Below are 24626 nucleotides of genomic sequence, written 5' to 3'. Positions count from 1 at the left end.
TCGTCACTCTCGGTGAATCTTGGGGATGGGATGCGTCGCTGGCACCTCGCCGTACTCGCCCTGCTCGGTGTGTTCGCGCTGGCCTGCGAGGAGGGCACGGGCGCGGCCGATCCGAAGCCGACCGGCTCCTCGAAGTCCTACCCGTCGTCGATGGCCGCCCTCGGTGACTCGATCACCGTCGGGTTCGCGAGCTGTTTCGCGCTGGTCGCCTGCGAGCGCCGGTCCTGGGCGACCGGCAGCGACTCGGCGGTGGACAGTCACTACCGGCGCATCCGGGACAAGAACGCGGCCATCAAGGGCAAGGCCTACAACTTCGCCCAGTCCGGCGCCGACTCGGCCGACCTCGCGGCCCAGGCCCGCAAGGCGGTGAACGTCAAGGCCCAGTACGTGACGATCCTGATCGGCTCGAACGACGCCTGCGCCGCCAGCGTGCCGGGCATGACCCCGGTCGCCACGTTCCGGCAGCGGGTCGGTGCCGGGCTCGACCGGCTCAAGAAGGGCCTGCCCAAGGCGCGCGTGCTGATGGTGAGCATCCCCGACCTCTACCGGCTGTGGGACGTCGGGCACGGCAACGAGAAGGCCGTACGGGCGTGGAACGCCGGCATCTGCCCGTCCCTGCTGGCCCGTCCCACCTCCACGGCGGAGGCCGACGAGAGCCGTCGCCGCCAGGTCGCCCGGCGCATCGACGGGTACAACGACGCGCTGGCGGACGCCTGCCGGGCGTACGGGAAGAAATGCCGTTGGGACTCGGGAGAGGTGCACAACGTGCGCTTCGACCTCGAGCTGGTCAACCGGATCGACTACTTCCATCCGAGCACCGAGGGTCAGGCGCGGCTGGCCGAGGTGAGCTATCCGGGACGTTTCACCTGGTGAAGGCGGCCATGTCCATGAGGTGGCCGAGCACGTCCTCGCCCGAGGTGCGCAGGCCGTCGTGCTCGTGCTCGTTGGTGATCCAGGTGCGGACGTTGCCGACCGCGGCCGCCGTCTCGAGCGACAGGCCCAGGTCGACGTACATGTCGTCGGCGTAGACGGCCGCGTAGACCGGCACCTCGTTGGCGGCCAGCATCGTGGGGTCGTAGAGCAGCGGCCAGTCGTCGACGGCGGCCAGCTGTTCGGCGACGGCGGCGTAGGGGCGCAGCGCCCGGATCTGCTCGAACATCCAGGGGTACATCATCTCGCCGGTGAACAGCAGCGGGTCGGCGCCGGCGGCGAATTCCGGCCTCGTCGCGAGAGCGCGGGCGGCCGCCCAGTTCGTGGCGCCGGAGCCCTGACCGTAGATGTACTCCTGCAGCGCGTACAGCGGCTGGCCGACGAAGCCGGTGAGCTGCATGACCTCGTACCGGAAAGAGTCGGTGAAGGCCTCGTCGAGCAGCCAGTGCACCTGGGCGTAGCCGTAGCTCATGCCGAACGCGCTGCCCAGCGTCCGGAAGCGCTCGACGGTGAGCCGGTCGCCGTCGGGCAGCCGGACGTCCTCGGCGGCGAGCCGGTCGGCGATCGCCCGGACCTTGGCCCGGTCCTCCGGGAACGCCCGGTAGTACTCGGCGTTCTTGGCGGCCACCCGCGGATACGTGCGGGCGTAGACCTCGTCGGCGGTGGCGGTCAGGCCGGGCAGGCCGCCGGTCACGTAGGCCGTGCGGATGCCGTGCGGCGCGTGCGACAGGTAGGTCATGGTGACGAAGCCGCCGTAGCTCTGGCCGAGCGTGTCCCAGCGCTGCCCGCCGGCCAGCCGGGCCCGCAGGATCTCGCAGTCGGCCACGATGCTGTCGGCCCGGAAGTGCTTCACCGAGTGCGTGCCGAGCGGCGTGCTGCGGCCCGTTCCGCGCTGGTCGAGCAGCAGCACCCGGTGGGTCTTGACCGCGCGGGCGATCCAGCTGCCGGAGCGCGGCGGCCGCGGTGACTTGCCGCCCGGACCGCCCTGCAGGTAGAGCAGCCAGGGCAGGTCGTCGGCGGCCTTGTCGGAGGCGACGACCTCGCGGGCGAAGACCTCGATCGTGCCCCGGCCGGCGTCGCTGTGGTCGAGCGGCACGGTCACGGTGTGGTCGGTGAAGCGGAGCCCGGGGTGCGCGATCATGACCTCACCCTAAACACATACATGATCTTGATTCGTTATGACCCGTGATTCGAGCCGCGCTCGGATTTAGGTTAGCCTCACCTTCATGACCAGGGATGCGGCGCTCACCGGAGCCGATCTGACGCTCGCCTACGACGGCCGGACCGTCGTGCACGGCGCGGGCATCGAGTTGCACGCCGGCACCGTCGTGGCCCTCGTGGGGCCCAACGGTTCCGGCAAGTCCACCCTTCTGCGCTCGCTCGCGCGGCTGCACACCCCGCAGTCGGGCACCGTCGCGCTGGACGGCGCCGACGCCGCCGCCCTCAAGCCGAAGGACTTCGCGCGGCAGGTCACCCTTCTGACGCAGTCCAGGCCGACACCCGGAGGCGTTTCCGTACGCGACGTGGTCGCCTACGGACGGCACCCCTACCGGGGACGCTTCGGCTCGGGTGACCCCGACGGCCCGGCCCATGTGGACAAGGCGATGGCCATGACCGGCGTGCACGCCATGGCCGACCGCGCCGTGGACGAGCTGTCCGGCGGCGAGCTGCAGCGCGTCTGGCTCGCCACCTGCCTGGCCCAGGACACCGGCGTGGTCCTGCTCGACGAGCCCACCACCTTCCTCGACCTGCGCTACCAGGTGGAGATCCTCGACATCGTCCGTGAACTCGCCGACGAGCACGGCGTGGCGGTCGGCGTGGTGCTGCACGATCTCGACCAGGCGGCCGCGGTCGCCGACCGGATCGTGCTGATGTGCCAGGGCGTCGTGCGCGCCGACGGGCGGCCGGCCGAGGTGCTCACCACCGACCTGCTCAGTGACATCTACGGCCTGCGCATCGAGGTGTCCGTCGGCGACGACGGCCACGTCCGCACACGCCCCATCGGCCGGCACACCAGCCGGTCGCTCGCCTCCTGATTATTGAAAGGGACATTTTTCTCATGGCTCTCACCCGCCGAGCTTTCGCGGCCGGCGTCGCGTTCAGCGCCCTGCTGATCACGGCCGCCTGCGGCACCACCGAGGACCCGGCCGACGAGGCCGCCGCGGCCCCGGCCGTCTCGAGCGGACCGGTCGACCTGACCGACGAGCGCGGCGCCGTCCACCTCGACGCGCCCGCCAAGAACGTCGTCTCACTGGAGTGGGGCCTCACCGAGAACCTGGTCGCGCTCGGCGTGAAGCCGGTCGGCCAGGCCGACGTCAAGGGCTACAACAACTGGGACAAGAGCGCCCCGATCGACGCCTCCACCCCGGACGTCGGCCAGCGCGGTGAGCCCAGCCTCGACTCCATCGTGGCCCTCAAGCCCGACCTGGTCGTCACCACCAAGGACCTGCCCGAGAACGTGATCGCCTCGATCGCCAAGCAGGCGCCCGTCCTCACCCTGCGCGGCTCGGACGGCGCCGACCCGATCGGCTACATGCGCAAGACGGTGAACACCCTCGCGCAGGCCACCGGCACCCAGGCCAAGGCCACCGAGCTGCTGGCCGGTTTCGACGCCAAGGTCGCGGCCGGCAAGGACGCGCTGGCCAAGGCCAACAAGTCCGGCGCCGCGTTCGCCATGGCCGACGGCTGGGTCGACGCCGGCACCGTCTCGCTGCGCTTCTACACGCCGACCTCGTTCTTCGGCGCCATCGCCAACGAGCTGGGCCTGAAGAACCAGTGGACCACCGGCGGCGACAAGGACTACGGCCTGGCCCAGACCGACGTCGAGGGCCTGACCAAGCTCAAGGACCCGTCGACCGCCTTCCTGTACGTGGCCAACGACGCGGACGGCGGCGACTTCACCGACTCGCTGAAGACCAACGCGGTGTGGAAGCAGCTCCCGTTCGTCACCGCCAACCAGGTCAAGCGCGTCCCGGACGGCATCTGGATGTTCGGCGGCCCCGCCTCGGCGAACGCTTACATCGACGCCCTCACCAGCGCCCTGACCGCCTGAGTCGATGACCAGCACGATTTCGCCGGTGACGGCGGCGCCGCTGAAAAAGGTGTACGGCGTGGTGGCGGTCTTCGCCGTGGCGGTCGTGCTGCTCGCCGTCCTGGCCGCGGTGCACCTCACGCAGGGCACCGCGGCCATGGGCGTGGGCGAACTGCTCAAGGCGATCAACCCGTGGGCCGGCGAGAACGACGAGGCGGTGGCGGTCCTCGTGGCCAGCCGCCTCCCCCGGCTCGCGGCGGCCCTGCTCGTCGGCATCGCGGTCGGCGTCGCCGGCGCGGTCCTGCAGTCGGTGGCCCGCAACCCGCTGGCCTCCCCCGACACCCTCGCCGTGAACGCCGGCGCCTACGTGGCCGTGGTGGCCGTGGCCGCCTTCGGGGTCGCGGTGCCGTTCGTGGTGGGCGGGCTCGTCGCCTTCGTGGGCGGCCTGCTCGCGGCCGGTGTCGTCCTGCTCGTCTCGCGGGGCGGCGCCTCCGGGCCGACTCGGCTGGTGCTGGCCGGCTCGGCCGTCGCGCTCGCGCTGAACGCGCTCACCTCCGTACTCCTGCTGCTGTTCCAGCAGAACACCGTCGGCCTGTTCGCCTGGGGCAGCGGCACGACCGTCCAGTCCGGCAGCGAGAACGTCAAGCTGACGGCGCCGGTGGTCGCGATCGGCGTGCTGGCCGCACTGCTGCTGGCCCACCGGCTCGACGTGCTCGGCCTCGGCGACGACTCGGCCCGGGTGCTCGGCGTCGACGTCCGCCGCACCCGGGTCCTGTCGGTCGTCACGGCGGTGCTGCTGGCCGCGATCTCGGTGACCGTGGCCGGCCCGATCGGATTCGTCGGCCTGTCCGCCCCGGTGATCGCCCGGCTGGCGGCCCGGCGCGTGCCCGGGCTCGGCCGGCACCTGCTGCTGCTGCCGTTCACCGGGCTGTGCGGCGCCCTGATCGTGGTCGGGGCCGACGTGCTGCTGCGGCTCGCCCTGCCGGCCGACGTGGCCATCTCGGTGCCCACCGGCATCGTCACCACCCTGGCCGGCGCCGTCGTGCTGGTCTGGCTGGCCCGCAAGCTGCGCGACGGCGGCCCGGCCGCGGCGCCGGCCCGCGGCGCCCACGGCACCGTCCACTCCCGCCCGTGGGTCGTCACCGTCTCCGTGCTGATCGCGGTGCTCCTGGTCGCCGCGCTGATCGCCGGCCTGCTGCTCGGCGACCGGATCGTCCTGCTCGGCGACGTCCTGAACTGGATTAGCGGCAACGCCGGCCGGCAGGTCGGCTTCGTGCTCGACCAGCGCTGGCCGCGCGTGCTGGCGGCCCTGCTCGGCGGGGCGGCGCTGGCCCTGGCCGGCGCCATCGTGCAGGCGGTCTGCCGCAACCCGCTGGCCGAGCCCAGCCTGCTCGGCGTGACACCGGGCGCCAGCGTCGGCGCGGTCGCGGTGGTCCTGCTCTTCCCCGGCATCGGCGCCTGGCCGGTGATGGGCGTGGCCACGCTCTTCGCGCTGGGCACGTTCGCCCTGGTCTACTGGCTGGCGGCCGGGCGCGGGCTCGCCTCCGACCGGATCGTGCTGGTCGGTGTCGGGGTCAGCGCGGCCGCCACGGCGATCACGACCCTGGTCGTGGTGGTGATCTCCCCGTGGAACGTGAGCACGGCGCTGACCTGGCTCGCCGGGTCGACGTACGGCCGCGGTATCGGGCAGGTCGTACCGGTCGCGCTGGTGCTGCTGGTCGCGCTCCCCCTCACCATGGTCTCCAGCCGTACGCTCGACCTGGTCTCCCTCGACGAGGACGTGCCGAGGCTGCTCGGGGTGCCGCTCAACCGGGCCCGGCTCGGCCTGCTGACGGTGGCGGCGGTACTGACCGCGGCCGCGGCGACGGCGGTGGGTGCGCTCGCCTTCGTCGGCCTGGTCGCCCCGCACGCGGCCCGCGCCCTGGTCGGCTCCCGCAGCGCCCGGGCGGTCCCGGTCGCGGTGGGCCTGGGTGCCGTGCTGGTGAGCGTGGCCGACACCCTCGGGCGTACGGTCATCGCGCCCTCGCAATTGGCGGCGGGACTGGTGACGGCGCTGATCGGCGCCCCCTACTTCGTCTGGCTGCTCTGGCGGAGCCGTCCCACCAGCTGATCGGGGCAGCGCCGGCCGTCGATGGCCGGTACGGTGGCGCCGGTGGATCTTCAAAGCCCTCCGGCGCCGCCGCGCACCAACGGTTTCTCCATCGCGGCGCTGGTCCTGTCGCTGTTCGGCTGCGTCGGCCTGATCAGCATCATCCTGGCTATCGTGGGCCTGCGGCAGAGTCGGCGCAACGGCGACAGGCGCGGCCGGGTCATCGCCATCGTCGCCCTGTGCGTCTGCGGCCTGTGGCTCTCGGCCATCGCGGTGTTCGCGGGCATCGCCATCGCCCGGGACGCCGCCGACGGCCCCGACCGTGACGCCACCGGCGTCCTGCGCGGCGAACGCAGCATCAGCACCCGCGACCTGCGCCCCGGCGACTGCCTGAAAGACCTCGACCAGTCGTCGGACGACTACGTCACCGCGGTGCCCTGCTCGGCCTCGCACGACAGCGAGGTGTTCGCCACCTTCGGCCGGTCCACGGCCACCGCGGAGCAGGACGACCTGACCTGCCGGGACAAATTCACCGCGTACGCCGGCCATCCGCGCCCGGCCGACGCGGACTACCTGCTGTTCACCGCCCGCCTGGAGTCCCGCGTCCTCTGCCTGGCCGTCACGACCGAACCCGGCACGGGATCGCTCAAGGGCTGACCGGTAGCCTGCCCGGTGGCACGAACTCGGAGCGAGGGGCCCCGCCGTCCATGAACCTGTACGACGTCATCCACACCCGCCGCGACGTACGCGGCCAGTTCACCGGCGCCCCCATCGCCCCGGAGACCCTGGACCGCGTGCTGGCGGCCGCCCACGCCGCCCCCAGCGTCGGCCTGTCCCAGCCGTGGGACTTCATCATCGTCCGCGACCCTCTTGTCCGCCAGGCGTTCCATGCCCACGTCCAGAGTGAGCGCGACGTCTTCGCGGCCACCCTGGCCGAAGACCCGGAGGCGGCGGCCCGCTTCGCCCGCATCAAAATCGACGGCATCCTGGAGTCCACACTGTCGATCGCGGTCACGTACGACCCGTCCCGGGGCGGCCCGGCCGTCCTGGGCCGCCACGCGATCGCCGACGCCGGCCTGTACTCGGTCTGCCTGGCCATCCAGAACCTGTGGCTGGCCGCCACCGCCGAGAAGCTGGGCGTCGGGTGGGTGTCCTTCTACCGCGAGGACTTCCTGAGCGACCTGCTCGGCATCCCGGCCGGCGTACGCCCGGTCGCCTGGCTCTGCCTGGGCCCGGTCACCCACCTGGAACAGACCCCGGACCTGGAACGCCACGGCTGGCGCACCCGCCGCCCCCTGCACCTGGCCCGCCACGAGAACCGCTGGACCCCGGCCTCCTCCACGGACTGATCACCACGGTTCGACAGCATCGGCCGGCCGAACACCAAGACGAAGCGAGCTCGGAAAGGCCGCGGTGCCACGACCGCCCAGCCCGGCGCCGCCGCTCGACCTCGAATGCCGGCCCTCGTGCCACTGCCGATGTTCGACTCCGAGCCGGAGTAAGCGCGGCGGCGGCTCCCGAAGCGACGCGGGGCCGCCCAATTGGGCGACCGTGGACGGCAACGCGCCGCACGGAGGAGGTCGCCGGTTTGACGACCCCGTACGGGATCGGTCGGGTTGGTGGTTTTGTCGGGCATTTACGGTGATGGTGCGAGAAGGGCGATGGTTCCTACGGTGAGGCGGTCGTAACCCCTTGTCGGAGGAGCACGCATGCTCAGGAAAATTGGTGTGGCCGTGGTGGCCGCCGTCGTGATGGTGCTGGCTGTCGCGGTGCCGGCCCAGGCCAGTACGGCCCGCTACTACAGCGGGAGTGATGTCGATCAGATCGTGGAGAACTTCGCCGAGGCGTCGGCGGCGGCGAAGATGCACTGCTTCGTGTCGGATGCCGTCAAGAAGGTGAAGAAGGCCAAGAAGGCGGGCGGGCTGGCCGGAGTGGCCGCGCTGTCGGCGGAGATCAGTGCCAAGGTCGCTGACACGAAGGGCGCCTGCAAGGGGGTCTGGCAGTTCCTCGGGGCGGCCGTCTACACCGCCTATCTTGGGCAGGGCGGACGGTCGGTGTGGATCGAGGACGCCTCGTACGCCGACGATTGCGGCATCATCAGCAAGAAGCTCAACTTCATCTACCGGATCGGGCCGTCGCCGGAGCAGACGACCGAGTTCACCGGTGGGGTCAAGGTGATGTGCACGTTCTCCTTCTAGACCTGTCGGGTGGGTGACGGCGGCCCGCGCCGCGAGCCCACAGACTGGCGGGATGCCGAAGCTCGGCGATGTCGTCGAGGACGTGCGGTGGCGGAGCTTCGCCGGGCGGGACACCGAGGTGGCCTGTTTCGACGAGGCGCTCGCCGGCCGCACGTCGCGGCGCGTGCTGTTCGTGTACGGGCCCGGCGGGATCGGCAAGACCACCCTGCTGTTGCATCTGCGGGAGCGCGGGCGGCGGGCCGGGCGCCGGGTGGTCTACGTCGACGGGCAGGATCTGCGGCCCACCGCGGAGGACTTCGTGGGTGCCGTCGGCGGAGCCGAGCCGCAGGTCCTGCTCGTCGACGGGTACGAGCATCTGGCCGCGCTCGACGGCTGGCTGCGCCGCGACCTCGTGCCGGCGCTGCCCGACGACGGGATCGTCGTGCTGGCCGGTCGCGACCCGCCCGTCCAGGCGTGGCGGTGTGATCCGGGCTGGCGCGGCGTCGTCGCCGTACATCAATTGTCGGCTCTTGATCCGAACGCCAGCGCCGACCTGCTCGAGCGGGCCGGCGTCGCGGCCGGGAACCGCGAGGCGATCATGCGGCTGGGCCGCGGGCATCCGCTGGCCCTGGCGCTGCTGGCCGATGTGGTGTCGGCCGGCGGTGACGTGCCCGGCAGCCTGGCCGAGGCGCCCGATCTCATCTCGGCCCTGACCGCGTCGGTCATGCGTGACGCCCCGTCCGAGGCGCACCTGCTCGGGCTCGCCACCTGCGCCAAGGCTCAGGTCACGACCGAGGATCTGTTGCGCCGTACGGTCGGTGACGCCGACGCTCCCCGCGTGTGGCAGTGGCTGCGGGACCGCCCGTTCGTCACGGCCCGCCCGCAGGGGCTGTTCCCGCACGACCTGACCCGCGAGGTGCTCGACGCCGAGTTCGAGCGCCGCTCGCCCGACCGCTACCGCGAACTGCACCGGATCATCCACGACTATGTGGTCACCGGCCTGCGGTCGGCGACCGGCATGCACCGGCAGCTTCTGGCCCAGCAGCTGGCCTATCTGCATCGGCGCGGGCCCTTCAGTGCCGAGTTCCGGGCCGTACGGGCACACGGATCGATCGCCGTGGTGCCGGCCCATCCGGGCGAACTGGCGGCGGTTGCCGTCCACATCGGGCACCAGCTCGGACCGCGTTCCGAGGCGCTGGCCCGGGAATGGTTCGCCGCCCGCCCGGAGGGCGCGAGCGTCATCGCCGGCGGGTCCGGCTTCGCTTACCACGCGCTCGTGCCGGCCGGTCTCGCTCTGGAACGGGAGGACCCGGTCGTCCGGGCGATCCTCGAGCACGTCGGCCGCACCGCGCCGCTGCGGCCGGGCGAGCAGGTCGACATCGCGCGGTTCCTGCTCGGCGAGGACGGATCGCAGAGCGACCGGAACGCGGTCTTCGCCGGCTCGGTGTCGTCGATCGCCGAATGGTGCGGGCGGCCGCTCGCCTGGGCGTTCGTGGCCACAGTGGACGACCGGTTCTGGGGCCCGTTCTTCGACTATCTCGGCTTCCGCGAGCTGCTGTCGGTCGACTGCGACGGGCGGCGGCATGTGGTCTACGGCAACGATTGGCGGCGTTTCCCGGTCGGCGCCTGGCTCGAGATGATGAACGAGCGCGAGCAGACCGGTGGCAGCGGGCCGCCGCCGGCCGAGCTGACCCGGCCGGCGCCGATGGGCAGGGACCAATTCGCTTCGGCCGTACGGGCGGCGCTGCACCGGGCCGACGCCGGTTCCCTGGCCGGCACGGCGCTCGGCGGCGACCCGGCGACGGTCCGGGCGGCCCTGGCCAAGGCGGTGGACGCCCTGGGCGAGGAACCGAGGGGCGAACGTCTGCGGGCGGTGCTTCACCGTACGTACCTCAAACCGGCGGCCTCGCAGGAAGCCGCGGCCGAGGCGCTGGGGTTGCCGTTCAGTACCTACCGCCGGCACCTGGCCAAGGCGGTCGAAACGCTGACCGACCGGCTGTGGGAGGCCGAGACCGGGCATCGATTGGGCAGCGAACGACCTGGCTAGTGAGCAGTCCCCGGGCGCAGTCTGCGGGCATGGCGAACATGACGATCCTGGGTGCCGGCCTGGCCGGCCTGAGCACCGCGATGATGCTGCGCGGCGACGGCCACGACGTGACCGTCCTGGAACGCGACCCGGCCCCGCCCGGCTCACGGCTGTGGGAGACATGGCAGCGGCCGGGCGTGAACCAGTTCCGTCTGCCCCACTTCATGCTCCCCCGGTGGTGGCAGACACTCTCGGCCGACCTGCCGGCGGCGGCGGCCGAGGTGCTGGCGGCCGGTGGAAGCCGGTTCAGCCTGGTGCCGCCGTCCCAGCGGGAGGGCGACGCCCGATTCGAGACGGTCACCGCCCGGCGGCCCGTCCTGGAGGCCGCGATGGCCCGGGCCGCGGAGAGATGCGGGGTCGTTCTGCGTCGAGGGGTGCGGGTTTCCGGCGTACGGCTGGAAAGCGAGACCCGGGTGATCGGCGTGACCACCGACGGCGACCCGGTGAGCAGCGACCTGGTGATCGACTGCTCCGGGCGCCGGTCGGCGATGCCGGCCTGGCTCGCGGCGGCCGGAGTCACGCCGCCGGCCGAGGAGAGGGACGACGCCGGTTTCGTGTACTACTCCCGGCACTTCCGGGGCGACCGGCCCGGCCTGCGGGTGATGGTGCAGCAGCAGTACGCGTCGGTGACAGTGCTGACCCTGCCGGCCGACGACGGCACGTGGAGCGTCGTGCTGATCGGCAGCACCCGCGACCACGCGCTGCGCGTCCTGCGCGACCCGGCGACGTGGACATCGGTGGTGCGGCGCTATCCGCTGGCGGCCCCGTGGATCGACGCCGAGCCGATCACCGGCGTCGACGTGATGGCCGGCATCGAGGACCGCCTCCGGCACTACGCCCCCGGCGGCGCCCCACTGCTCACCGGCATGGTCCCGCTCGGCGACGCGTGGGCCTGCACCAACCCGTCGCTGGGCCGCGGCGCCGCCTTCACCCTGATCCACGCCCGCGTACTGCGCGACACGCTGCGCGACACCGACCCGGCCGACCACGACAAGGTGGCCCGCCGCTTCCACGAGGCCACGGCCCGCACGGTGCTGCCCTTGTACCGCGCGACGAACGGCTTCGACAAACACCGCCTGGCCGAAATGGACGGCGACGTGACAGGCGCCCCGTACCAGACTGACGACCTGCGCTGGATAGGGGCGAAGGCTTTGTACGCGGCCGCCCTGCGCGACCCGGACATGCTGCGCGCCTACCTGACGGTGGCGGGCTTCCTGGAGACCCCGGACGAGGTCTTCGCCAAACCCGGCGTCCGCGACCGCGTCCTGGCCCTTGGGGTGTCGGCCCCGCAGTACCCACTGCCGGGTCCGGACCGCGCCGAACTCCTCCGCCTCTGCACAGCCTGACCGCGGACGCCGGCCTCCCCTCAACGCGACGGCGGCTCGACGCGCTTGCCGGAGCCGCCGTTAGCGTTGACATGAGCCTCGATCATCGCCGAGGTCTCCCCCGGCTGCGACGTTGCTGCCCGTCTCGTAGCTGAGCGGCGACTCGTGCTCCCACAGCAGGCCGGTGGCCCGCTCGTAGGCCTGCCTGCACACGGTCAGCAGCACCTCAGCCTCCCCGTCCACGAACCCGCTCAACGCCGACGGTGTGCGGGCCACCCGCTCGTACGCCTTTCGCCCGGCGGCCACCACGGCGCAGCGCACGTGGAGGAACCCGTCCCCACCGATCGGCCGCGCGGCCGCGAAATGCGCCGGCGTGTCGAGCGCCCACAGCAGCGCCGCCAACCGGTCCTCGAAGCCGGTGATGTCGACCTCCGGCCGCTCGGCCAGCCGAGCCGCAGCGACCCGCACACGCCCCTGGCAGCACGCGACCATGCGGCTCCGCGGACGTCACGCTCCTGCCGGCAGTACAACCACCACTGCCGTTTCGTCGCCGGGCCATTCCAGGCGCACTGGATAGGTCTTGCCCATCCGGGACGACTCGGTCAAGGCATGACGGCGCCGTGGATCATCGATGGTTCGAGCTTGCGCAGCGTCAGGTCCGGTCAGCGATAGACGGTGGATTTCCTTGCCGCTCGCGGCGTCAAGGGCAAGGAGCTCCTGTGTGTCGGCCAGCCTGACCCCGAGGACGCCTTCGGCGTCGAGGTGGACGTCGAGGTCATCTTTGAGGCATCGCCGGTGAAGCGATACCAGGCGCTTCGCCAGCCGAGTTTCCCGGTGACAACCCAACCCAGCCCGAGCATGAACGATACGGCAGACCGCCGAGCGAAGGCCTCCACCCGGCATCGGCCCTCAGCCACGACTGCGAGGGCGCGCCTTGAATCGCCCCGGCCGCGCTCGTGACCGGAATCCGGATGGCCGGAAACAGGGCAGCGGCCGGGACGCGTCGTTGATAAGTTCCCGTGCTGCAAAAGATCATCGATTTACGGGGAGCAGTGTGACCATCTTTCTTCGGCGCGCTTTGACGGCCGCCGCCTGTCTCGTGCCCAGCCTTGTGGTGATACCTCTGTCTTCGGCTCCGGCCCAGGCTGCCTGCGGCGTGCCCACGACCATCCCGGCCGCGGCCGGTGCGCCGTGGCCCGCCGGGCCGGTGCTGGCCGCCAACGGGATCTACACCTTCCACTCCGGGGGCGCCGGCAATGCCCCCGACGCCTCCGAGGTCATCGCGGCGCAGCCGCGCGGATTCGGGGTCGACGTCGTCAAGCGTGACCCCAGCACCGGTGCGGATGTCCAGAACAAGCAGATCACCGTCACGTATTCGACGCACCGCGATGTGACGAACGTGAAACAGACCTACAAGGCCTTCGTCTCGGGCGATTCAGGTGCCACCTTCGCTCCGGACGACAACATCGGCCAAGACGACTTCCTCGAGGTCGGACAGCTTCTCGACGGTCGGCTCCTCGGTGTGCGGTTCGAAGCGAACACGGACTTTATTTTCAACAGCGCCAAGACCGCCATCACCTTCGATCTCATCCTCAGGACCTCGGCCGACAAGGGCAAGACCTGGGTCAGGCAGAGCGCCGTCACGACCATCACCGACAACGACCTGCCGGCGAACCTTCCGACGCGCAAGGTCGAGTCGATCTTTGGTGTGAACGCGATCGGCCGGCCCATTCAGATGACCAACGGGGCCGTGGTGCTGCCGATCTCCTTCAACATGGGTGCCGTCTCGTTCCAGTCGGTCATGGTGGCCACACCGCCCGCCGGATCCGGTTCGTCGGGCACATCGGCGCCGTGGGTCTTCACCATGCGGCCCGTGACTTCCCACGGGACCTACTCGTTCGGCGAGTCCGCGGTCGTCGAGCGCCAGGACGGCGCGCTGCTCGCGGTCGCGCGCGGCGACTACGGCAGCATGACCAGCAAGCTGTCCTATAAGGTCTCCACCGACCTCGGCCAGACGTGGTCGCCGTTCGCCGACGTCACCTTCGACGACCAGCCCGGCTGCGCGGTCTATGGTGTGTCGCCGCGTCTCGCCTTGATGCCCAACGGCCTGCTGGTGCTCAGCAGCGGCCGGCCGGACAACTGGATGGCCATCTCGACCGACCCGTCCGGTACCAAGTGGACTCAGGAGCAGACGACCTACCGCAACCGCAACAACGCCACAGCTTCAACGAACTGGTGGTGGGGCTCGTCCGGTTACACCTCGCTGGTGACGACCGGAGCCAACAAGCTGGTGCAGTTCACCGACAACTGCGCCGCGCCCAACGCCAAGACCGGCGGCAGCAACGGCTGCAAGTCCAACACCAGCGCCGATTACGACCGCACCAACGTGTACCGCCTCGTCAACCGGCAGATCTCCACCCTCACCCCCGATCTCGGCAAGATCGATCTGGTGACGAAGCTCCGCCGCGGTACCGTGAAGCTGACCACCGACATGACCGGTGCGCCGCCGGCGACCGCGGTCACCCCGCCCACCCCGTACGGCCAGGCGCCGTCGGCGGACGACGCGACCCGCACCAACTACTGGTCCAAAGCCGAAGGCGCCACCGACGGCAGCAGCGCCTTCTGGTCGGGCGCGCTTTCCGGCGCCGGCGACGGCACCGGCACCTACCAGCTCGAACTGGACCGGACGTACACCTTGACCAAATTGGGCCTGGCCCTGCTGCCCGGCGCCCGTACCGGAGCGCGGGTGGAGACGTCGGCCGACGGCGCCACCTGGACCCCGGCCACCTTGGACTACCCCACCGGGGTCCCCGCCTCGAGCACTCCGGGCCGGATCGACACCCCCGGTGACCGGGCCCTGCGCTACTACGGCCTGAACGCCACGGCCCGCTTCGTGCGGATCACGACCGACGCCACGACGTGCGCCGTGGCCGGCGGACCAGACAAGTGCAGCATGATCAATGAGCTCGAGCTGTACTCGACCGTCAACTCGTTCGAGAACGACGCGGCTACCCCGCACGGCATGTCCGACGTGACCTGTGCGCGCTTGACCCAGCCGGCCGGCACCGGCGACCCCTCGCACGACAGTCAGTACGCGATCCGGATCAAGGACCAGATCGATCCCGGCAACTGCGACGGCGCGAACAAGAAGGCCGGCTTCACCTATCCGGGTCCCGGCGTGAACCTGCCCGCAGAGACCACCCGCACCCTGCAGGCTGGCATCTACCCTGTCAGCAACGTCAACGGCCTGCTCGTCGACATCTTCGGTAAGCGTGCCGACGGTGGCACCGGCACCGTCTACCACCTCGGCATCAACAACGCTGGTCGCTGGATTGTCCACTCCGGGGGCGTCTGGACCGGTCTTGGCGGCGCCGTCGTCGGGCTCAAGACGTGGACGACCTTGAAGGTGGTCGCCACGACCACCGGGGCGACGCTCTACACCGTCGGCGCCGACGGCCAGTCGACCCGGATCGGCACACTGCCGCAGGAAGACGCCACCACGTCCTTCAGCGCCATCACCGGATACGCCTTCACCAGCGGATCCAGCCCGCGTACGGGCGACGAGGCGGTCATCGACGACATCAGCTTCGACCGACCTGACGCCTGAGCCCTGACGGCCCACCGGACCGCTTGGGTGCCGTGAGCCGTCGCAACACCCCAGTTGAGGGGAGGCGATGGACTTCGAGATCCCGGACCGGTCGGTTATCCCGGGCCGTCGACGTCTGACCCGCGAGCGCGAGGCATATCTTGCGCTCGTGGGTCAAGGCGTTGGAACAGTAGAAGCGTGCCGGATCGTCGGGATCAACGTCCGGACCGCCCGACGGTGGCGTAACGGTCGTACCCGACCGGCCGCGAGACAGCGGAAGCGCCGATGACGACCGGGGCGTCACCGGCGGCGCCAGGCCGGTAGGCCGAGCCGTTGTCCGACAGCACCCGATCGACGGTGACACCGCGCCCGTCGACGTGCAGCGGAGCCGGTCCATGCGGCGGCGGGTAATACGGCGTGCATGGTCGAGGTGACCAAGTCGAATTGATCGACGATCGGAACCGGGCCGAAGCGGTGTTTGCGGCGTACGTGCACCATCTTGCGCACCCTCAGCGCATCGGTGCGGTTCGGCTGCCGATGCGGTTGTGACGAACGGTGCCCGCTTCGGGCCACGCTCGCCACCTTCGTCGCAACCCAAATGGTCCGAACGGTGGCTGTCCGCCGCACGATGCAGGATGTGAACTCCCACCTCGGCCCCATGGTCTTCGCAAGCACCGTGCTCCAACGCGCGCCCCGGAGGCGATGCGCAGGACGGATACACCGTCGATGCTGCGGACCAGGGTCCGGGAAGCGGACAGAATCAAACTTCTCCTACTCGACATGCACTGGTTGCTGACTTCCTCATCGAATCCCGCTCTGATAACGAGTGTCGCTCCCGTGGTCACGGTTAGCGCGACCGGCGAACTCGACTTTTCTGGCCCGGTACTTCTCCCGGAGCTGCACGAGGTACACATGCCGGTCACCCCCTCAAGGTTGCTCACCATCACACCCATCCAGCCCTTGGGCGCCTCACCGGCCGTCCTAACCACCGAGCAGACCACGCTCGTGAACCACGCGATCGTGCGCAATTGCTGGGACATGCTGCCGCGTCCGCCTGCGATGCCGTTTCCAGCCGACTTGCTTCTTCCACGTCAACGGGCCAGCGTCAGGCAGCTGAGAATTACGGTCCGAGCAAACGAAGGTCAGCCTGCTGCGTCCCTGACTTTCCCGCCGATTGTTGATGCGGCCTTGGCGGACGCCCTGAATATTTTGGGCGGAGATCCCGCAACGCCCGTATGAAATGGACTGCAAAAGTCATGCAGGAAGGCACGTTCGTGCACTCACATCGACAGAAGAGTGCGCTTGATCTTGGGGTTATGCATCCCCCATGACCGAAAGTGGCCAGCGATACCCTGGGACGGCGGCGTGGTGGGGCAACGCCTACGTTACGGCGAACGTGGAACTTGAACGGGCGGTCCAGACGGCAGCCGACGTGACGGGCCACGCCGGCCGGCCGTTGGCGTGCTGCCGAGGTGTTCGACGAGCTACGCGCGGCCGCCCGGCGTTCGTGACGGGTTGTGTCCGAGGCCGTAGGCTGCGTGGATCTCCAGAGCGGTCACTCCGAGGGCGTCGAGACCCCTATTTAGGGCACGGCCGGCGCTGAACTCTGCCGTCACGTACTGCTCGCCTTCGACCGCGGTCACCGGAGCCCAGCCACTGCGGCCCAACGCGGTCATCGCCGTCTGCACCGCCACCCACGGCCGCTGTTCGGTGACTCCGACCAGCGCGTACACCCGGGTGAAGGACACCGGACGGCTCACCTCGACCGGGCCGGGGGTGTCGCCGGTTCGCCGGCCGACCCGTTCGGCCAGCTTGGTGGCCACCTCGACGGCGCGCCTGGCGTCGCTGTCCGGCATGTCGACGACGAGAGCGACGCGTACGGTCTCCTGTTCCCGGATGGCAACCAGCAGCCCTTCGGGAAGCTCCTCCAGCTCGTCGTCAGCGTCGGCGCCGGGACCGCTCCCCGCGCTGAGTTGAGGGCCGGTCGCCGCGCCGGAACTGGGGCTGGTCTCCGCGTCGGGTTCGGTCGCCGGCTCGGCGTTGGTCGCCGCGTCGGAGTCGCGCCACAGTCCGGTTTCGCGGAAACGGCTGGCGGCGTTGCTCCAGGATAGGTAGGCCGGATCGGTGGAGGCGGCGGACTCCGGCGGGGGCGGCTCGCTGCCGGACAGGAAACCGCGGACGAAATAGCGGGTCTGCTCGGAGCAGTCCCGGATCTCCGCTTTGGATACTCGGGTTCGGATGCCCTGTTCGGGGCAGTAGGCGTCCATGCGCCCGGGGAAAGTGTGCGGGTTACCGTCGAGCAGGTAGTGCCGTCCGCATCGCTCGGTGTCGAACCACAGGTCGGGGTCGACGTCGGGCGGCAACGGCGGATGCTCGGGGAAAGTCACCGGACGACGGTAACGGGATCCCGGTCATCTCAGGGCGATGAGCCCGGCCCGGGTCGGGCGGAACCCGCAGCGGTCGAGGTAGAAGTGCGCCAGGTGGGGCTCGAAGTCGACGTGGAGCCATTCGCAGCCGGCTGCCCGTGCTTCCGCGGTGGCCGCCTCGACCAGCGCGACCCCGATCCCCCGATGCTGGTGGGCCGGGTCGACGGCAGTGTCGAGGAGGAAAGCGTGGCTGCCGCCGTCCCAGCAGACCTGGACGAAGCCGATGAGCGCGCCGCTGTCGAAGGCGCCGATCCAGGTCAGGGCGTGACGTTCGAGCCGCCGCGCCCATGGTGCCTCGGAACCAGTGCCGAACGCGCGGGCGTGCAAGGCGTTGAGGGCGCCGTCCTCAACCGGGAATCGGGGTATCAGCTCGATCGTCACCTTGTGACATTAGGGGCCGCGGCCGGCGCTCGGGGGGCAAGGCGCCGGCCGCGGGGCTTTCAGGAGTTGTACGCCGTGGCCGTGACCTTCAGGCCGTGCGGGCGGCCGAGCCGGGACGGCCAGGTGACGGCCACCTTGCGGGATTCGCCGGGGAGCAGCCAGAAGTAGTTGTCGCTGTACTCGGCCGGCAGGACCCGCTCCCCCGCGCCGTCGCGCAGGGCGACCCGGACCAGCGCCGCCACCACCCCACCGCGATTGGCGATCGTCGCCGTGAGGCCGCAGCCGGATGGGCTCGTGCGTACGTCGAGTGTCGTACTCGCCATTGTCGACAGGGCCCGCATGTCGGAGGGTTTCGTGTACCGCCAATAGGTGTTCTCCGACAGGAGTTCGCCCTTGGCGGTGCGCATTTCCAGCCGTACCACATGAAGCGGTTGACCCTGCGGCGCGGCAACCGTGAACGCCGGAGTTGTCGCGGAAGCCGCCACGGACAGTGTCTGCTTTTGCTCCCGGCCGAGCGTCTTTCCCGCCAGGTCGTACGCACGCGCCGTCACCGTCACGTTCGTCAACGCCGACGGAGTGTGGTTCACCGCCCGCACCCGCCACGTACCCGGATCCGCCTGCACGTGACGCGGCGCGCAACTCTTCCGAGCGCCGTAGTACGCGCCATTGACATCCAAGTCATAGTCATACGTCTGCCACACCGTGCTGTACCAAGCCGGATGCGACATCCACAGCAACAACCCGGACGCGTTGTCGAACAACGACGAGTTCCACGCCTCGAACATCGCCCGATGGCTCTCGTAGTTCACGAACTGAGCGCGAGCGCTGAACTCCTCCAGCGACGACGCCACCCCCAGCCGCTCCTCGATCGCCTGCTGGTAACCGCCGACGTGCTGGTTTCCGCTGGTCGCCCAGTCGTGGTAGCCCCACACCTCGCCGATCGGCCAGGCCGGTTCGGCGCCGGCCAGGTTGCGCATCGTCTCGGCGTGCGGGACGACCGGCATGCCGATCTCGGTGTGGAAGCCGAGGGTGCCGGCCTCGTAGATGTCCGGGTCGGCGTACGTGGCGGGATCGATCCAGTGCCATGGGCCGTTCCCGCTGACGATGCCGGCGTTCGACGACGGCACGTACGCGATCTCCGGGTCGAGCTCGGCCACCGCCCTACGCAGGCCGGCGTCGATCGCCGGCGGCGGGAACTGCTCGTTCGCCCCACACCACACCGCGATGCTCGGATGATGCCGATACCGGCGAATCGTGTCGGCGACGATCGCGTCGTACGTGGCCGACTCCTCGATGAACGGCCCGGCCTCCCAGAAATCGTTCCAGACCAGAATCCCGTACTCGTCGCAAGCCGCGAAGAACTCCTCACGGGTACTGCTGCCGATCCAGTTACGAATCATCGTGAAGTTCATGTCCCGATGCATCGCCACCGCCTCGCGCAGCAAATGCGGCTGAGTGCGGCGCAACAACTCGTCCCAGCCCCAGTTACCGCCACGGCAGAACACCGGCACACCGTTCACGCTGATCTTCAGCTCCGTGGCACGGTTGTCGACCGCCTTGACGTCCTTCCACGCCGAGCCGTCCGGCGACGCTTGGATCACAAAGTCTTTGGCGTACGCGGTCTCCCACACCACCTTCACCCGGTCGAACGTCGCGGCCGCGCCGAGGTCGACCTGGATCCACTGGCCGTCAGCGTGCTCCGCGGAGGCCCACCGGGTACGCGGGTTGCCGTCGGTGACGTTGCCGGGCGGGTTCGACGACTCGCTCGAGGAGGCCGTCGCCGGTTTGCCGAGGGCGAGGTCGGTGTCGCCGTTCAGGACCGAAAGCGTCCACAGCGACACGCCCCCGCCGGTGGCCCCGCGGCCGGCCTGGAGGCGGACGTAGCGCGCGGTGGCCCGCGGGACGTCGACGGTCTGCGGGCCGTACCCGCCCAGCGGCGGCTCGGCCGGCGGGCTGATCACCACCGGCTGGAACGTGTCGTACGAGAACTCGCGCAGGCCGTAGCGGACCTGGCGGGAGTCACTGACCGTACGGTCGATGGTCGCCGTGACGGTGAGGTCGTGCAGATGCGGTTCGCCGTACCCGTTGGGCCACCACAACTGAGGGTCACGCAGGTGGACGGTGGCGAAGACGACGTCGGTGGTCGCGCCCGCGGCCACGGTGACCGTTTCGGATCCGCCGAGCGAGGTCGTGAGGGTCACGGTGGTCGCGGTGGCGGCGGCGTTGCGGACCGGGACGGTCACGGTCACCTCGGCCGTACGCAAGTCGGGCACCTTGGTCGCGATGTGCGGGTCGCCGATGACGATGTCGCCCGTGCTGCGCAGGCGGACGTGGTTCCAGATGCCCGAGGCGCGGTCGCGGACGGCCGGCATCCAGTCCCAGCCGGACACCGCGAGGTAGGTCGGCGAATCCTTGTACATCGAGCCGCCGTGCAGGAACGTCCAGCTCGCCAGCGACTTGTCGCCGGGCGTGCCCGGGTGCGGCATCGGCGAGATCTTCACCCGGACGGTGTGCTCGGTACGGCCGTTCAGCGCCTCGGTGATGTCGAAGGCGGCCCGCGCGAACGGGTGCGTCACGGTGCCCACCTCGACCCCGTTGACCCAGGTCGTGGCGGCGTGGTTGACGCCGTCGAACTCGAGCCACACCCGGCGCGAGCCGTCGAAGCCGGGCGGCAGCTCGAACGCGCGGCGGTACCACCACGCGTGCCGGGACAGCGCCTCGGGAATGCGCAGGTTCTCGAAGCCGGCGACCGGGTCGGGCAGGTGGCCCTGCTCGACGAGACTGGCCAGAACCGTACCGGGAACGGTGGCGGGCACCCAGTCGCGCGGGTCCGAGTCGGCGAAGTCGTCCATCGTCAGCGCCCAGCCGGATTCCAGCGGGACGGTGCCGTCCGCGGCGACGCTGAGCGCGGGCGCGGGCTCGGTGTTGCCGCCGGCCCAGTCGGTCCAGCCGGTTGTCGCGGGCCGGGGGCCGAGCTCCCGCCCGTACACCTGAAAGCCGTTGAGACCGGCCGGATTGGTGTTGTGCTGCTTCAGCACGCTCAGCCGCACATGCCGCGCCCGCACCGGCTGCGCGAGAGTGATCTGCTGGACGCCGCCGGCGCCCTCGACCGTCTCGTAGGCCCCTGCCCAGCTTTCGCCGTCAGAGCTGACTTCGATGGTGTACGCCGTGGCGGCACTCGACTGGATCTCGTCCCCGTCGGTCGCGTTGTACTTGCCGTCGAACGGCTCGTCGGCCGGCGTCGCCTCGAAGGTCAGGGTGATCCGCTCGATCTCGCAGGGCCCCTGCAGATCCACGGCGATCCACTGCGCACCGTCGTCACCGGCTCGCCAGCCCGACCCTTGAACACCGGTCTGCGCCAGCCGGTCGACGGCGAACGAGGGCTGGGCCGGCCCGTACGCGGTGGACGACGCGGTGACCGGCCGGTGCAGGGCGAGCTCGCCCTGATTCCCCGGAACCTTCTCGCTGGAAACGTTCCTTGAATCGGCCATGATGACTCCAGAGACGATGACAACGTTGTCATCCAACGGTTCGCCTCCCCTCCCGTCAAGACCACGTTTCGGGACCTTTACAAGCCGCGTACGGGGACTCCCGGCCGGTAGCCGCGCCGGAGCGGTGGGTCAGCGCTGGTCGCGGACGGCGACCCTCGACCGCTCGCCTGCGTGATCGGCCGGGAATCCAGCGCCGTAGATTGACGCCGTGGCTCTGACCAACGTGGTGCTCGCCTCCGGCCGCGACATCGACCTGTCCGACATCCATCTGAGTTCGACCTACGGCGGCCTCATCGAGGGCTACCCCAACGCGCGGATCAACGACTACATCGTCGAAGGGCTTGCCCGCCGGGCCGGGCAACTGTTCCCGCTCGGGCCCGTGCACGTCGTCACGCCGGCTCGCACGGAGTCCGAGGTCGATCCGGGCGAGCGGTGGCCTTTCGGGCCGCCGCAGCGGCTGCAGCCGGTCACCTGCGTCGGGCTTTTCTCGTCGCATCCGGTCGATCCGGAACTCGACCCGGTGCTGCACTTCTCGCGGCTCGTCGTGGCCTGGTTCCAGGACGACGTGTCGCTTCCGGCCGGTGATCTGGCGCCGGCCGGCCTGCGGCAGCTGCGCTGGGACGACCTGGCCACGGATGGTGAGGTGTAGGCATGGGGCTTCTGCTGATCGCCGTCGTGGACATGGCCGACGGGCACGCCGCGGCCGGGCGGGCGTACGAGGACGCGGTTCTGGCACTGCTCGGGCGGCACGACGGCCGGGTCGAGCGGCGCTTCCGGCAGGAGGACGGCGCGGCCGAGGTTCATGTGATCCGGTTCGCGGAGCGGGCCGGGTACGACGGTTTCATGGTCGACCCCGAGCGGCTGGCCCTGCGGGAGCGGCTGGGTGCGGCCGCTCCGGCGACCCGGGTGCTGGAGGTCTACGAGGTCTGAGCCTCGCGGGCGACCCGGGCCGCGATGCGGGCGACCTCCTCGACCGTGATCGCGATGATCGGCTCGTCGGGGCCGCCGGCGGCGAGGCCGCGCTCGACGTGCGGAGCGTGGATCTCGGCGGCGACCCGCTGGTCGAGGGTCTCGTGCAGGCGGTCGGCGATGAGCTTGGCCAGGTCGTTCGTCACGGACGCCAACCTAGCCGATCAGGCGGCGACCGCCTCCCTCGCCGCCGGTGAGGTCGCCGCCGGTGAGGTCGCCGCCGGTGAGGGTTCGTAGACGGTGACGACGACCCCGCGGGCCCAGCGCATGCGCGTGGCCGCGTTCTCCGGGTAGTCGCCGTACGCGGCGGCGAGGTCGGCCACGCAACCCCGGGTGCCCCGCGTGCGGACGGCCCGGGCGATGGCGGCGTCGACCGCGCCCGGCGTGGGGCGGGTGCCGGACGGCAGGTCGCTGCTGAACAGCGCGGCGGCCCGGGCGGCGAGCAGCTGACTTCGCATATCGATCATCCCTCACGGTGTGGTATCGACTCAGGTACTCAGAGTGAACCCTCGATGCCACTTCCCGCCTCAGGAGATCTACCTAGGGCGAGTCCGAAAACCGACGGAAGGCGTTGAGGACCATTTCCGCGTACCGCTGCCCCTCGCCCTCCAGCGCGGCCCGGGTCCGCTCCGCCAGCTGCCGGAACTGTTCCCGCGCGACCGCCACGACCACGTCCTGCTTGGCCGGGTAGCTGCGGTACACGGTCGCCTTGCCGACTCCGGCCCGCTCGGCCACCTGCGGAACTGTCACCCCGAGGCCCTGCTCACTGAAGAGCTCCCGGGCCGCGGCGATGACCCGCTCGTGGTTGCGAACGGCGTCCCGCCGGCGGCCCTCATGCACGCTCTCGGTCTGACTCACGCCGATTTCCGGGTACGCGGGCGGCCAGGAACCCGGTGGTGGCGCGCTTGCTGAACCCCATCTGCTCGTACAGCCGAAGCGCCCCGGCGTTGCCCTGGTTGACGTGCAGGAACGCCTCCTCGCCGCGGGCGCGGATCAGCCCGATCAGCGCCCTGACCAACCCCGAGGCCAGCCCTTGACGGCGGTACGAGTCGTCGGTGCACACCGTGCCGATCTCGGTCCAGCCCGGCACCCGGATCCGCTCCCCGGCCATCGCCACGAGCTTGCCCTCGCGCCGGACGCCGAGGAACGTGCCGAGCTCGACCGCGCGCGGCGCGAGCGGCCCCGGCTTGGTGCGCTCGACCAGGTCCAGCATGTCCGGCACGTCCGCGGGCGCGAGGCGCTCCATCCCGTCGAGGCCGGCGGCCGCGACGCCCGAGGCGGTCATCTGATAGCCGTCGCCGCCACCGAGCGACGTCCAGGTCGAGGGCACCCGGGCGCCGACCCCGGCCAGGGTCACCACCGCGCCCGGCCCGGCCAGCGAGGCCAGGTCGTCCCAGGCCTGCTCGTCGCCGAAGTCCCGCACCGCCACCAGCGGCGAGTATCCGGGCCGGTAGCGCCCGGCCCCGCCGCGGATCTCGGCGAAGTCGTGCTGCGGGCCGGTGAGGGCGGCCCAGACCAGGTTGTCCGGTACGGAGTTCATGCCGTGGTCCTTTCCGAGTCGACGGTGTCACCCGCTGCGACGCCGGCGGCGAGGGCGGAGTTCACCCGTGGGATGCGGGTCGCAACGATCGCCGCCAGCAGCGTCGCCACGGCACCGAAGACGAAGGCCGGTGAGACGGCTCCGATCCCGGCCATCACCTGCGTGCCGACCGAGGAGCCGACCGAGCGGATCAGCGAGCTCACCCCGGCCATCTCCGCCGCGCGCGCGGCCGGGACGGCCTCGACCACGATGACCGGGATGACCGCGAGCGCCAGGCCGACCCCGAACAGGGCCAGCAACGACCAGGACCGCCGGCCGCACCAGCAGACCCAGATCGACCAGCGGACGCGCGGTGCGCCGCTGGGCGAGGCCGAACACGGCGAGCACGACCAGGCCGGCCGCGATCAGCCCCAGGGTCAGCGGGGAGGTCCAGCCCCAGACCGACCCGCGTCCCACCGCCGGCAGCGGCAGCGTCACCCCGGCGCCGAGCAGCAGCCCGAGGCCGCTGCCGACGCCGAACACGGTCGAGATCAGGCCGGCACCGATCGCGCTGAGCACGGATCCCGCCGCGAACAGGGCGAGGACCACGACGAGC

23 protein-coding genes are annotated in these 24626 nt (G+C 70.7%); 13 read left to right on the top strand and 10 right to left on the bottom strand.

The window, feature by feature from the left end; genetic code table 11:
- Positions 1 to 30 precede the first annotated feature (30 nt).
- A complete protein-coding gene (locus ACGFJ7_RS33820) occupies positions 31 to 873 on the top strand; it encodes a GDSL-type esterase/lipase family protein (RefSeq protein ID WP_392645822.1) in 843 nt (280 codons plus the stop codon).
- Here the strand turns inward: ACGFJ7_RS33820 and ACGFJ7_RS33815 are convergent.
- Entirely contained in the window at positions 863 to 2071 is a 1209-nt protein-coding gene (locus ACGFJ7_RS33815) for an alpha/beta fold hydrolase (protein ID WP_360254756.1), read from the bottom strand. The genes ACGFJ7_RS33820 and ACGFJ7_RS33815 overlap by 11 nt on opposite strands.
- Before the next feature lie 85 nt (positions 2072 to 2156).
- Here ACGFJ7_RS33815 and ACGFJ7_RS33810 point away from each other — a divergent pair, with 85 nt between their 5' ends.
- From ACGFJ7_RS33810 to ACGFJ7_RS33775, 8 genes are all read left to right on the top strand, one after another.
- Positions 2157 to 2966 carry an ABC transporter ATP-binding protein gene (locus ACGFJ7_RS33810; protein WP_360254754.1) on the top strand — a complete coding sequence of 270 codons (810 nt, stop codon included), beginning with the start codon at positions 2157 to 2159 and terminating at the stop codon, positions 2964 to 2966.
- Positions 2967 to 2989: 23 nt separating this feature from the next.
- Positions 2990 to 3982: an iron-siderophore ABC transporter substrate-binding protein gene (locus tag ACGFJ7_RS33805; protein ID WP_360254752.1), complete on the top strand. Its 993-nt coding sequence runs from the start codon at positions 2990 to 2992 to the stop codon at positions 3980 to 3982.
- Between the two features lie 4 nt (positions 3983 to 3986).
- Positions 3987 to 6071, top strand: coding sequence for an iron ABC transporter permease (locus tag ACGFJ7_RS33800; RefSeq protein WP_392645819.1), 2085 nt, complete (start codon positions 3987 to 3989; stop codon positions 6069 to 6071).
- Positions 6072 to 6113: 42 nt separating this feature from the next.
- Positions 6114 to 6707, top strand: coding sequence for a DUF4190 domain-containing protein (locus ACGFJ7_RS33795; RefSeq protein WP_360254748.1), 594 nt, complete (start codon positions 6114 to 6116; stop codon positions 6705 to 6707).
- A 50-nt stretch (positions 6708 to 6757) separates the two neighbouring features.
- The gene (gene bluB, locus ACGFJ7_RS33790) at positions 6758 to 7399 is read left to right on the top strand and encodes a 5,6-dimethylbenzimidazole synthase (protein ID WP_392645817.1); all 642 of its coding nucleotides are present in this window, start codon (positions 6758 to 6760) and stop codon (positions 7397 to 7399) included.
- Between the two features lie 360 nt (positions 7400 to 7759).
- On the top strand, positions 7760 to 8248 hold the full coding sequence (locus tag ACGFJ7_RS33785; RefSeq protein WP_392645815.1) for a hypothetical protein: 489 nt from the start codon (positions 7760 to 7762) through the stop codon (positions 8246 to 8248).
- 52 nt (positions 8249 to 8300) lie between these two features.
- Positions 8301 to 10274 (top strand): AAA family ATPase, encoded by a 1974-nt coding sequence (locus ACGFJ7_RS33780; protein WP_392645813.1) that lies wholly within the window; start codon positions 8301 to 8303, stop codon positions 10272 to 10274.
- A 29-nt stretch (positions 10275 to 10303) separates the two neighbouring features.
- On the top strand, positions 10304 to 11659 hold the full coding sequence (locus tag ACGFJ7_RS33775; protein WP_392645811.1) for an NAD(P)/FAD-dependent oxidoreductase: 1356 nt from the start codon (positions 10304 to 10306) through the stop codon (positions 11657 to 11659).
- A 60-nt stretch (positions 11660 to 11719) separates the two neighbouring features.
- Here ACGFJ7_RS33775 and ACGFJ7_RS33770 read toward each other — a convergent pair whose 3' ends face one another.
- On the bottom strand, positions 11720 to 12106 hold the full coding sequence (locus ACGFJ7_RS33770) for a DUF4240 domain-containing protein (protein WP_360254738.1): 387 nt from the start codon (positions 12104 to 12106) through the stop codon (positions 11720 to 11722).
- A gap of 688 nt (positions 12107 to 12794) precedes the next feature.
- Here ACGFJ7_RS33770 and ACGFJ7_RS33765 point away from each other — a divergent pair.
- Entirely contained in the window at positions 12795 to 15245 is a 2451-nt protein-coding gene (locus ACGFJ7_RS33765; RefSeq protein WP_392645809.1) for a discoidin domain-containing protein, read from the top strand.
- A 759-nt stretch (positions 15246 to 16004) separates the two neighbouring features.
- Positions 16005 to 16463 (top strand): hypothetical protein, encoded by a 459-nt coding sequence (locus tag ACGFJ7_RS33760; RefSeq protein WP_392645808.1) that lies wholly within the window; start codon positions 16005 to 16007, stop codon positions 16461 to 16463.
- 245 nt (positions 16464 to 16708) lie between these two features.
- On the opposite strand, the gene ACGFJ7_RS33755 is transcribed toward ACGFJ7_RS33760, so the two are convergent.
- The 3 genes from ACGFJ7_RS33755 to ACGFJ7_RS33745 are packed head-to-tail and all read right to left on the bottom strand — an operon-like array spanning position 16709 to position 21522.
- Positions 16709 to 17611, bottom strand: coding sequence for a hypothetical protein (locus ACGFJ7_RS33755; RefSeq protein WP_392645807.1), 903 nt, complete (start codon positions 17609 to 17611; stop codon positions 16709 to 16711).
- A gap of 24 nt (positions 17612 to 17635) precedes the next feature.
- Entirely contained in the window at positions 17636 to 18031 is a 396-nt protein-coding gene (locus ACGFJ7_RS33750) for a GNAT family N-acetyltransferase (protein WP_360254730.1), read from the bottom strand.
- A gap of 59 nt (positions 18032 to 18090) precedes the next feature.
- Positions 18091 to 21522 carry a discoidin domain-containing protein gene (locus ACGFJ7_RS33745; protein WP_392645805.1) on the bottom strand — a complete coding sequence of 1144 codons (3432 nt, stop codon included), beginning with the start codon at positions 21520 to 21522 and terminating at the stop codon, positions 18091 to 18093.
- A gap of 208 nt (positions 21523 to 21730) precedes the next feature.
- On the opposite strand from ACGFJ7_RS33745, the gene ACGFJ7_RS33740 reads away from it, so the two are divergent.
- Together ACGFJ7_RS33740 and ACGFJ7_RS33735 are read left to right on the top strand one after the other, a co-directional pair.
- Entirely contained in the window at positions 21731 to 22171 is a 441-nt protein-coding gene (locus ACGFJ7_RS33740; protein ID WP_360254726.1) for a hypothetical protein, read from the top strand.
- 2 nt (positions 22172 to 22173) lie between these two features.
- On the top strand, positions 22174 to 22452 hold the full coding sequence (locus ACGFJ7_RS33735) for a hypothetical protein (RefSeq protein WP_360254724.1): 279 nt from the start codon (positions 22174 to 22176) through the stop codon (positions 22450 to 22452).
- Here ACGFJ7_RS33735 and ACGFJ7_RS33730 read toward each other — a convergent pair.
- The 5 genes from ACGFJ7_RS33730 to ACGFJ7_RS33710 all read right to left on the bottom strand — a co-directional run bounded on the left by ACGFJ7_RS33730 (position 22440) and on the right by ACGFJ7_RS33710 (position 24330).
- On the bottom strand, positions 22440 to 22637 hold the full coding sequence (locus ACGFJ7_RS33730) for a hypothetical protein (protein WP_360254722.1): 198 nt from the start codon (positions 22635 to 22637) through the stop codon (positions 22440 to 22442). The two genes, ACGFJ7_RS33735 and ACGFJ7_RS33730, sit on opposite strands and share 13 nt — an antisense overlap.
- A gap of 18 nt (positions 22638 to 22655) precedes the next feature.
- Positions 22656 to 22949, bottom strand: a complete 294-nt coding sequence (locus ACGFJ7_RS33725; protein ID WP_392645802.1) for a hypothetical protein — start codon at positions 22947 to 22949, stop codon at positions 22656 to 22658.
- Positions 22950 to 23031: 82 nt separating this feature from the next.
- Positions 23032 to 23349 carry a helix-turn-helix domain-containing protein gene (locus tag ACGFJ7_RS33720; RefSeq protein WP_360254718.1) on the bottom strand — a complete coding sequence of 106 codons (318 nt, stop codon included), beginning with the start codon at positions 23347 to 23349 and terminating at the stop codon, positions 23032 to 23034.
- A complete protein-coding gene (locus tag ACGFJ7_RS33715) occupies positions 23324 to 24031 on the bottom strand; it encodes a GNAT family N-acetyltransferase (RefSeq protein ID WP_360254716.1) in 708 nt (235 codons plus the stop codon). The genes ACGFJ7_RS33720 and ACGFJ7_RS33715 overlap by 26 nt, the downstream gene beginning before the upstream one ends.
- Positions 24028 to 24330: a hypothetical protein gene (locus ACGFJ7_RS33710; protein ID WP_360254714.1), complete on the bottom strand. Its 303-nt coding sequence runs from the start codon at positions 24328 to 24330 to the stop codon at positions 24028 to 24030. The genes ACGFJ7_RS33715 and ACGFJ7_RS33710 overlap by 4 nt, the downstream gene beginning before the upstream one ends.
- Positions 24331 to 24626 lie beyond the last annotated feature (296 nt).

The sequence above is a fragment of the Actinoplanes sp. NPDC048988 genome (assembly GCF_043197815.1).
Taxonomy (GTDB): domain Bacteria; phylum Actinomycetota; class Actinomycetes; order Mycobacteriales; family Micromonosporaceae; genus Actinoplanes.
Note: the sequence above shows the minus strand (reverse complement) of the source record. Positions and strands in the feature narration are given on the sequence as shown.

Coding starts and splice junctions, on each gene's coding strand:
- ACGFJ7_RS33820 (WP_392645822.1), top strand. CDS start 31: ATGCGTCGCTGGCACCTCGCCGTACTCGCCCTGCTCGGTGTGTTCGCG.
- ACGFJ7_RS33815 (WP_360254756.1), bottom strand. CDS start 2,071: ATGATCGCGCACCCCGGGCTCCGCTTCACCGACCACACCGTGACCGTG.
- ACGFJ7_RS33810 (WP_360254754.1), top strand. CDS start 2,157: ATGACCAGGGATGCGGCGCTCACCGGAGCCGATCTGACGCTCGCCTAC.
- ACGFJ7_RS33805 (WP_360254752.1), top strand. CDS start 2,990: ATGGCTCTCACCCGCCGAGCTTTCGCGGCCGGCGTCGCGTTCAGCGCC.
- ACGFJ7_RS33800 (WP_392645819.1), top strand. CDS start 3,987: ATGACCAGCACGATTTCGCCGGTGACGGCGGCGCCGCTGAAAAAGGTG.
- bluB (WP_392645817.1), top strand. CDS start 6,758: ATGAACCTGTACGACGTCATCCACACCCGCCGCGACGTACGCGGCCAG.
- ACGFJ7_RS33785 (WP_392645815.1), top strand. CDS start 7,760: ATGCTCAGGAAAATTGGTGTGGCCGTGGTGGCCGCCGTCGTGATGGTG.
- ACGFJ7_RS33780 (WP_392645813.1), top strand. CDS start 8,301: ATGCCGAAGCTCGGCGATGTCGTCGAGGACGTGCGGTGGCGGAGCTTC.
- ACGFJ7_RS33775 (WP_392645811.1), top strand. CDS start 10,304: ATGGCGAACATGACGATCCTGGGTGCCGGCCTGGCCGGCCTGAGCACC.
- ACGFJ7_RS33760 (WP_392645808.1), top strand. CDS start 16,005: ATGCACTGGTTGCTGACTTCCTCATCGAATCCCGCTCTGATAACGAGT.
- ACGFJ7_RS33745 (WP_392645805.1), bottom strand. CDS start 21,522: ATGGCCGATTCAAGGAACGTTTCCAGCGAGAAGGTTCCGGGGAATCAG.
- ACGFJ7_RS33735 (WP_360254724.1), top strand. CDS start 22,174: ATGGGGCTTCTGCTGATCGCCGTCGTGGACATGGCCGACGGGCACGCC.
- ACGFJ7_RS33725 (WP_392645802.1), bottom strand. CDS start 22,949: ATGCGAAGTCAGCTGCTCGCCGCCCGGGCCGCCGCGCTGTTCAGCAGC.
- ACGFJ7_RS33715 (WP_360254716.1), bottom strand. CDS start 24,031: ATGAACTCCGTACCGGACAACCTGGTCTGGGCCGCCCTCACCGGCCCG.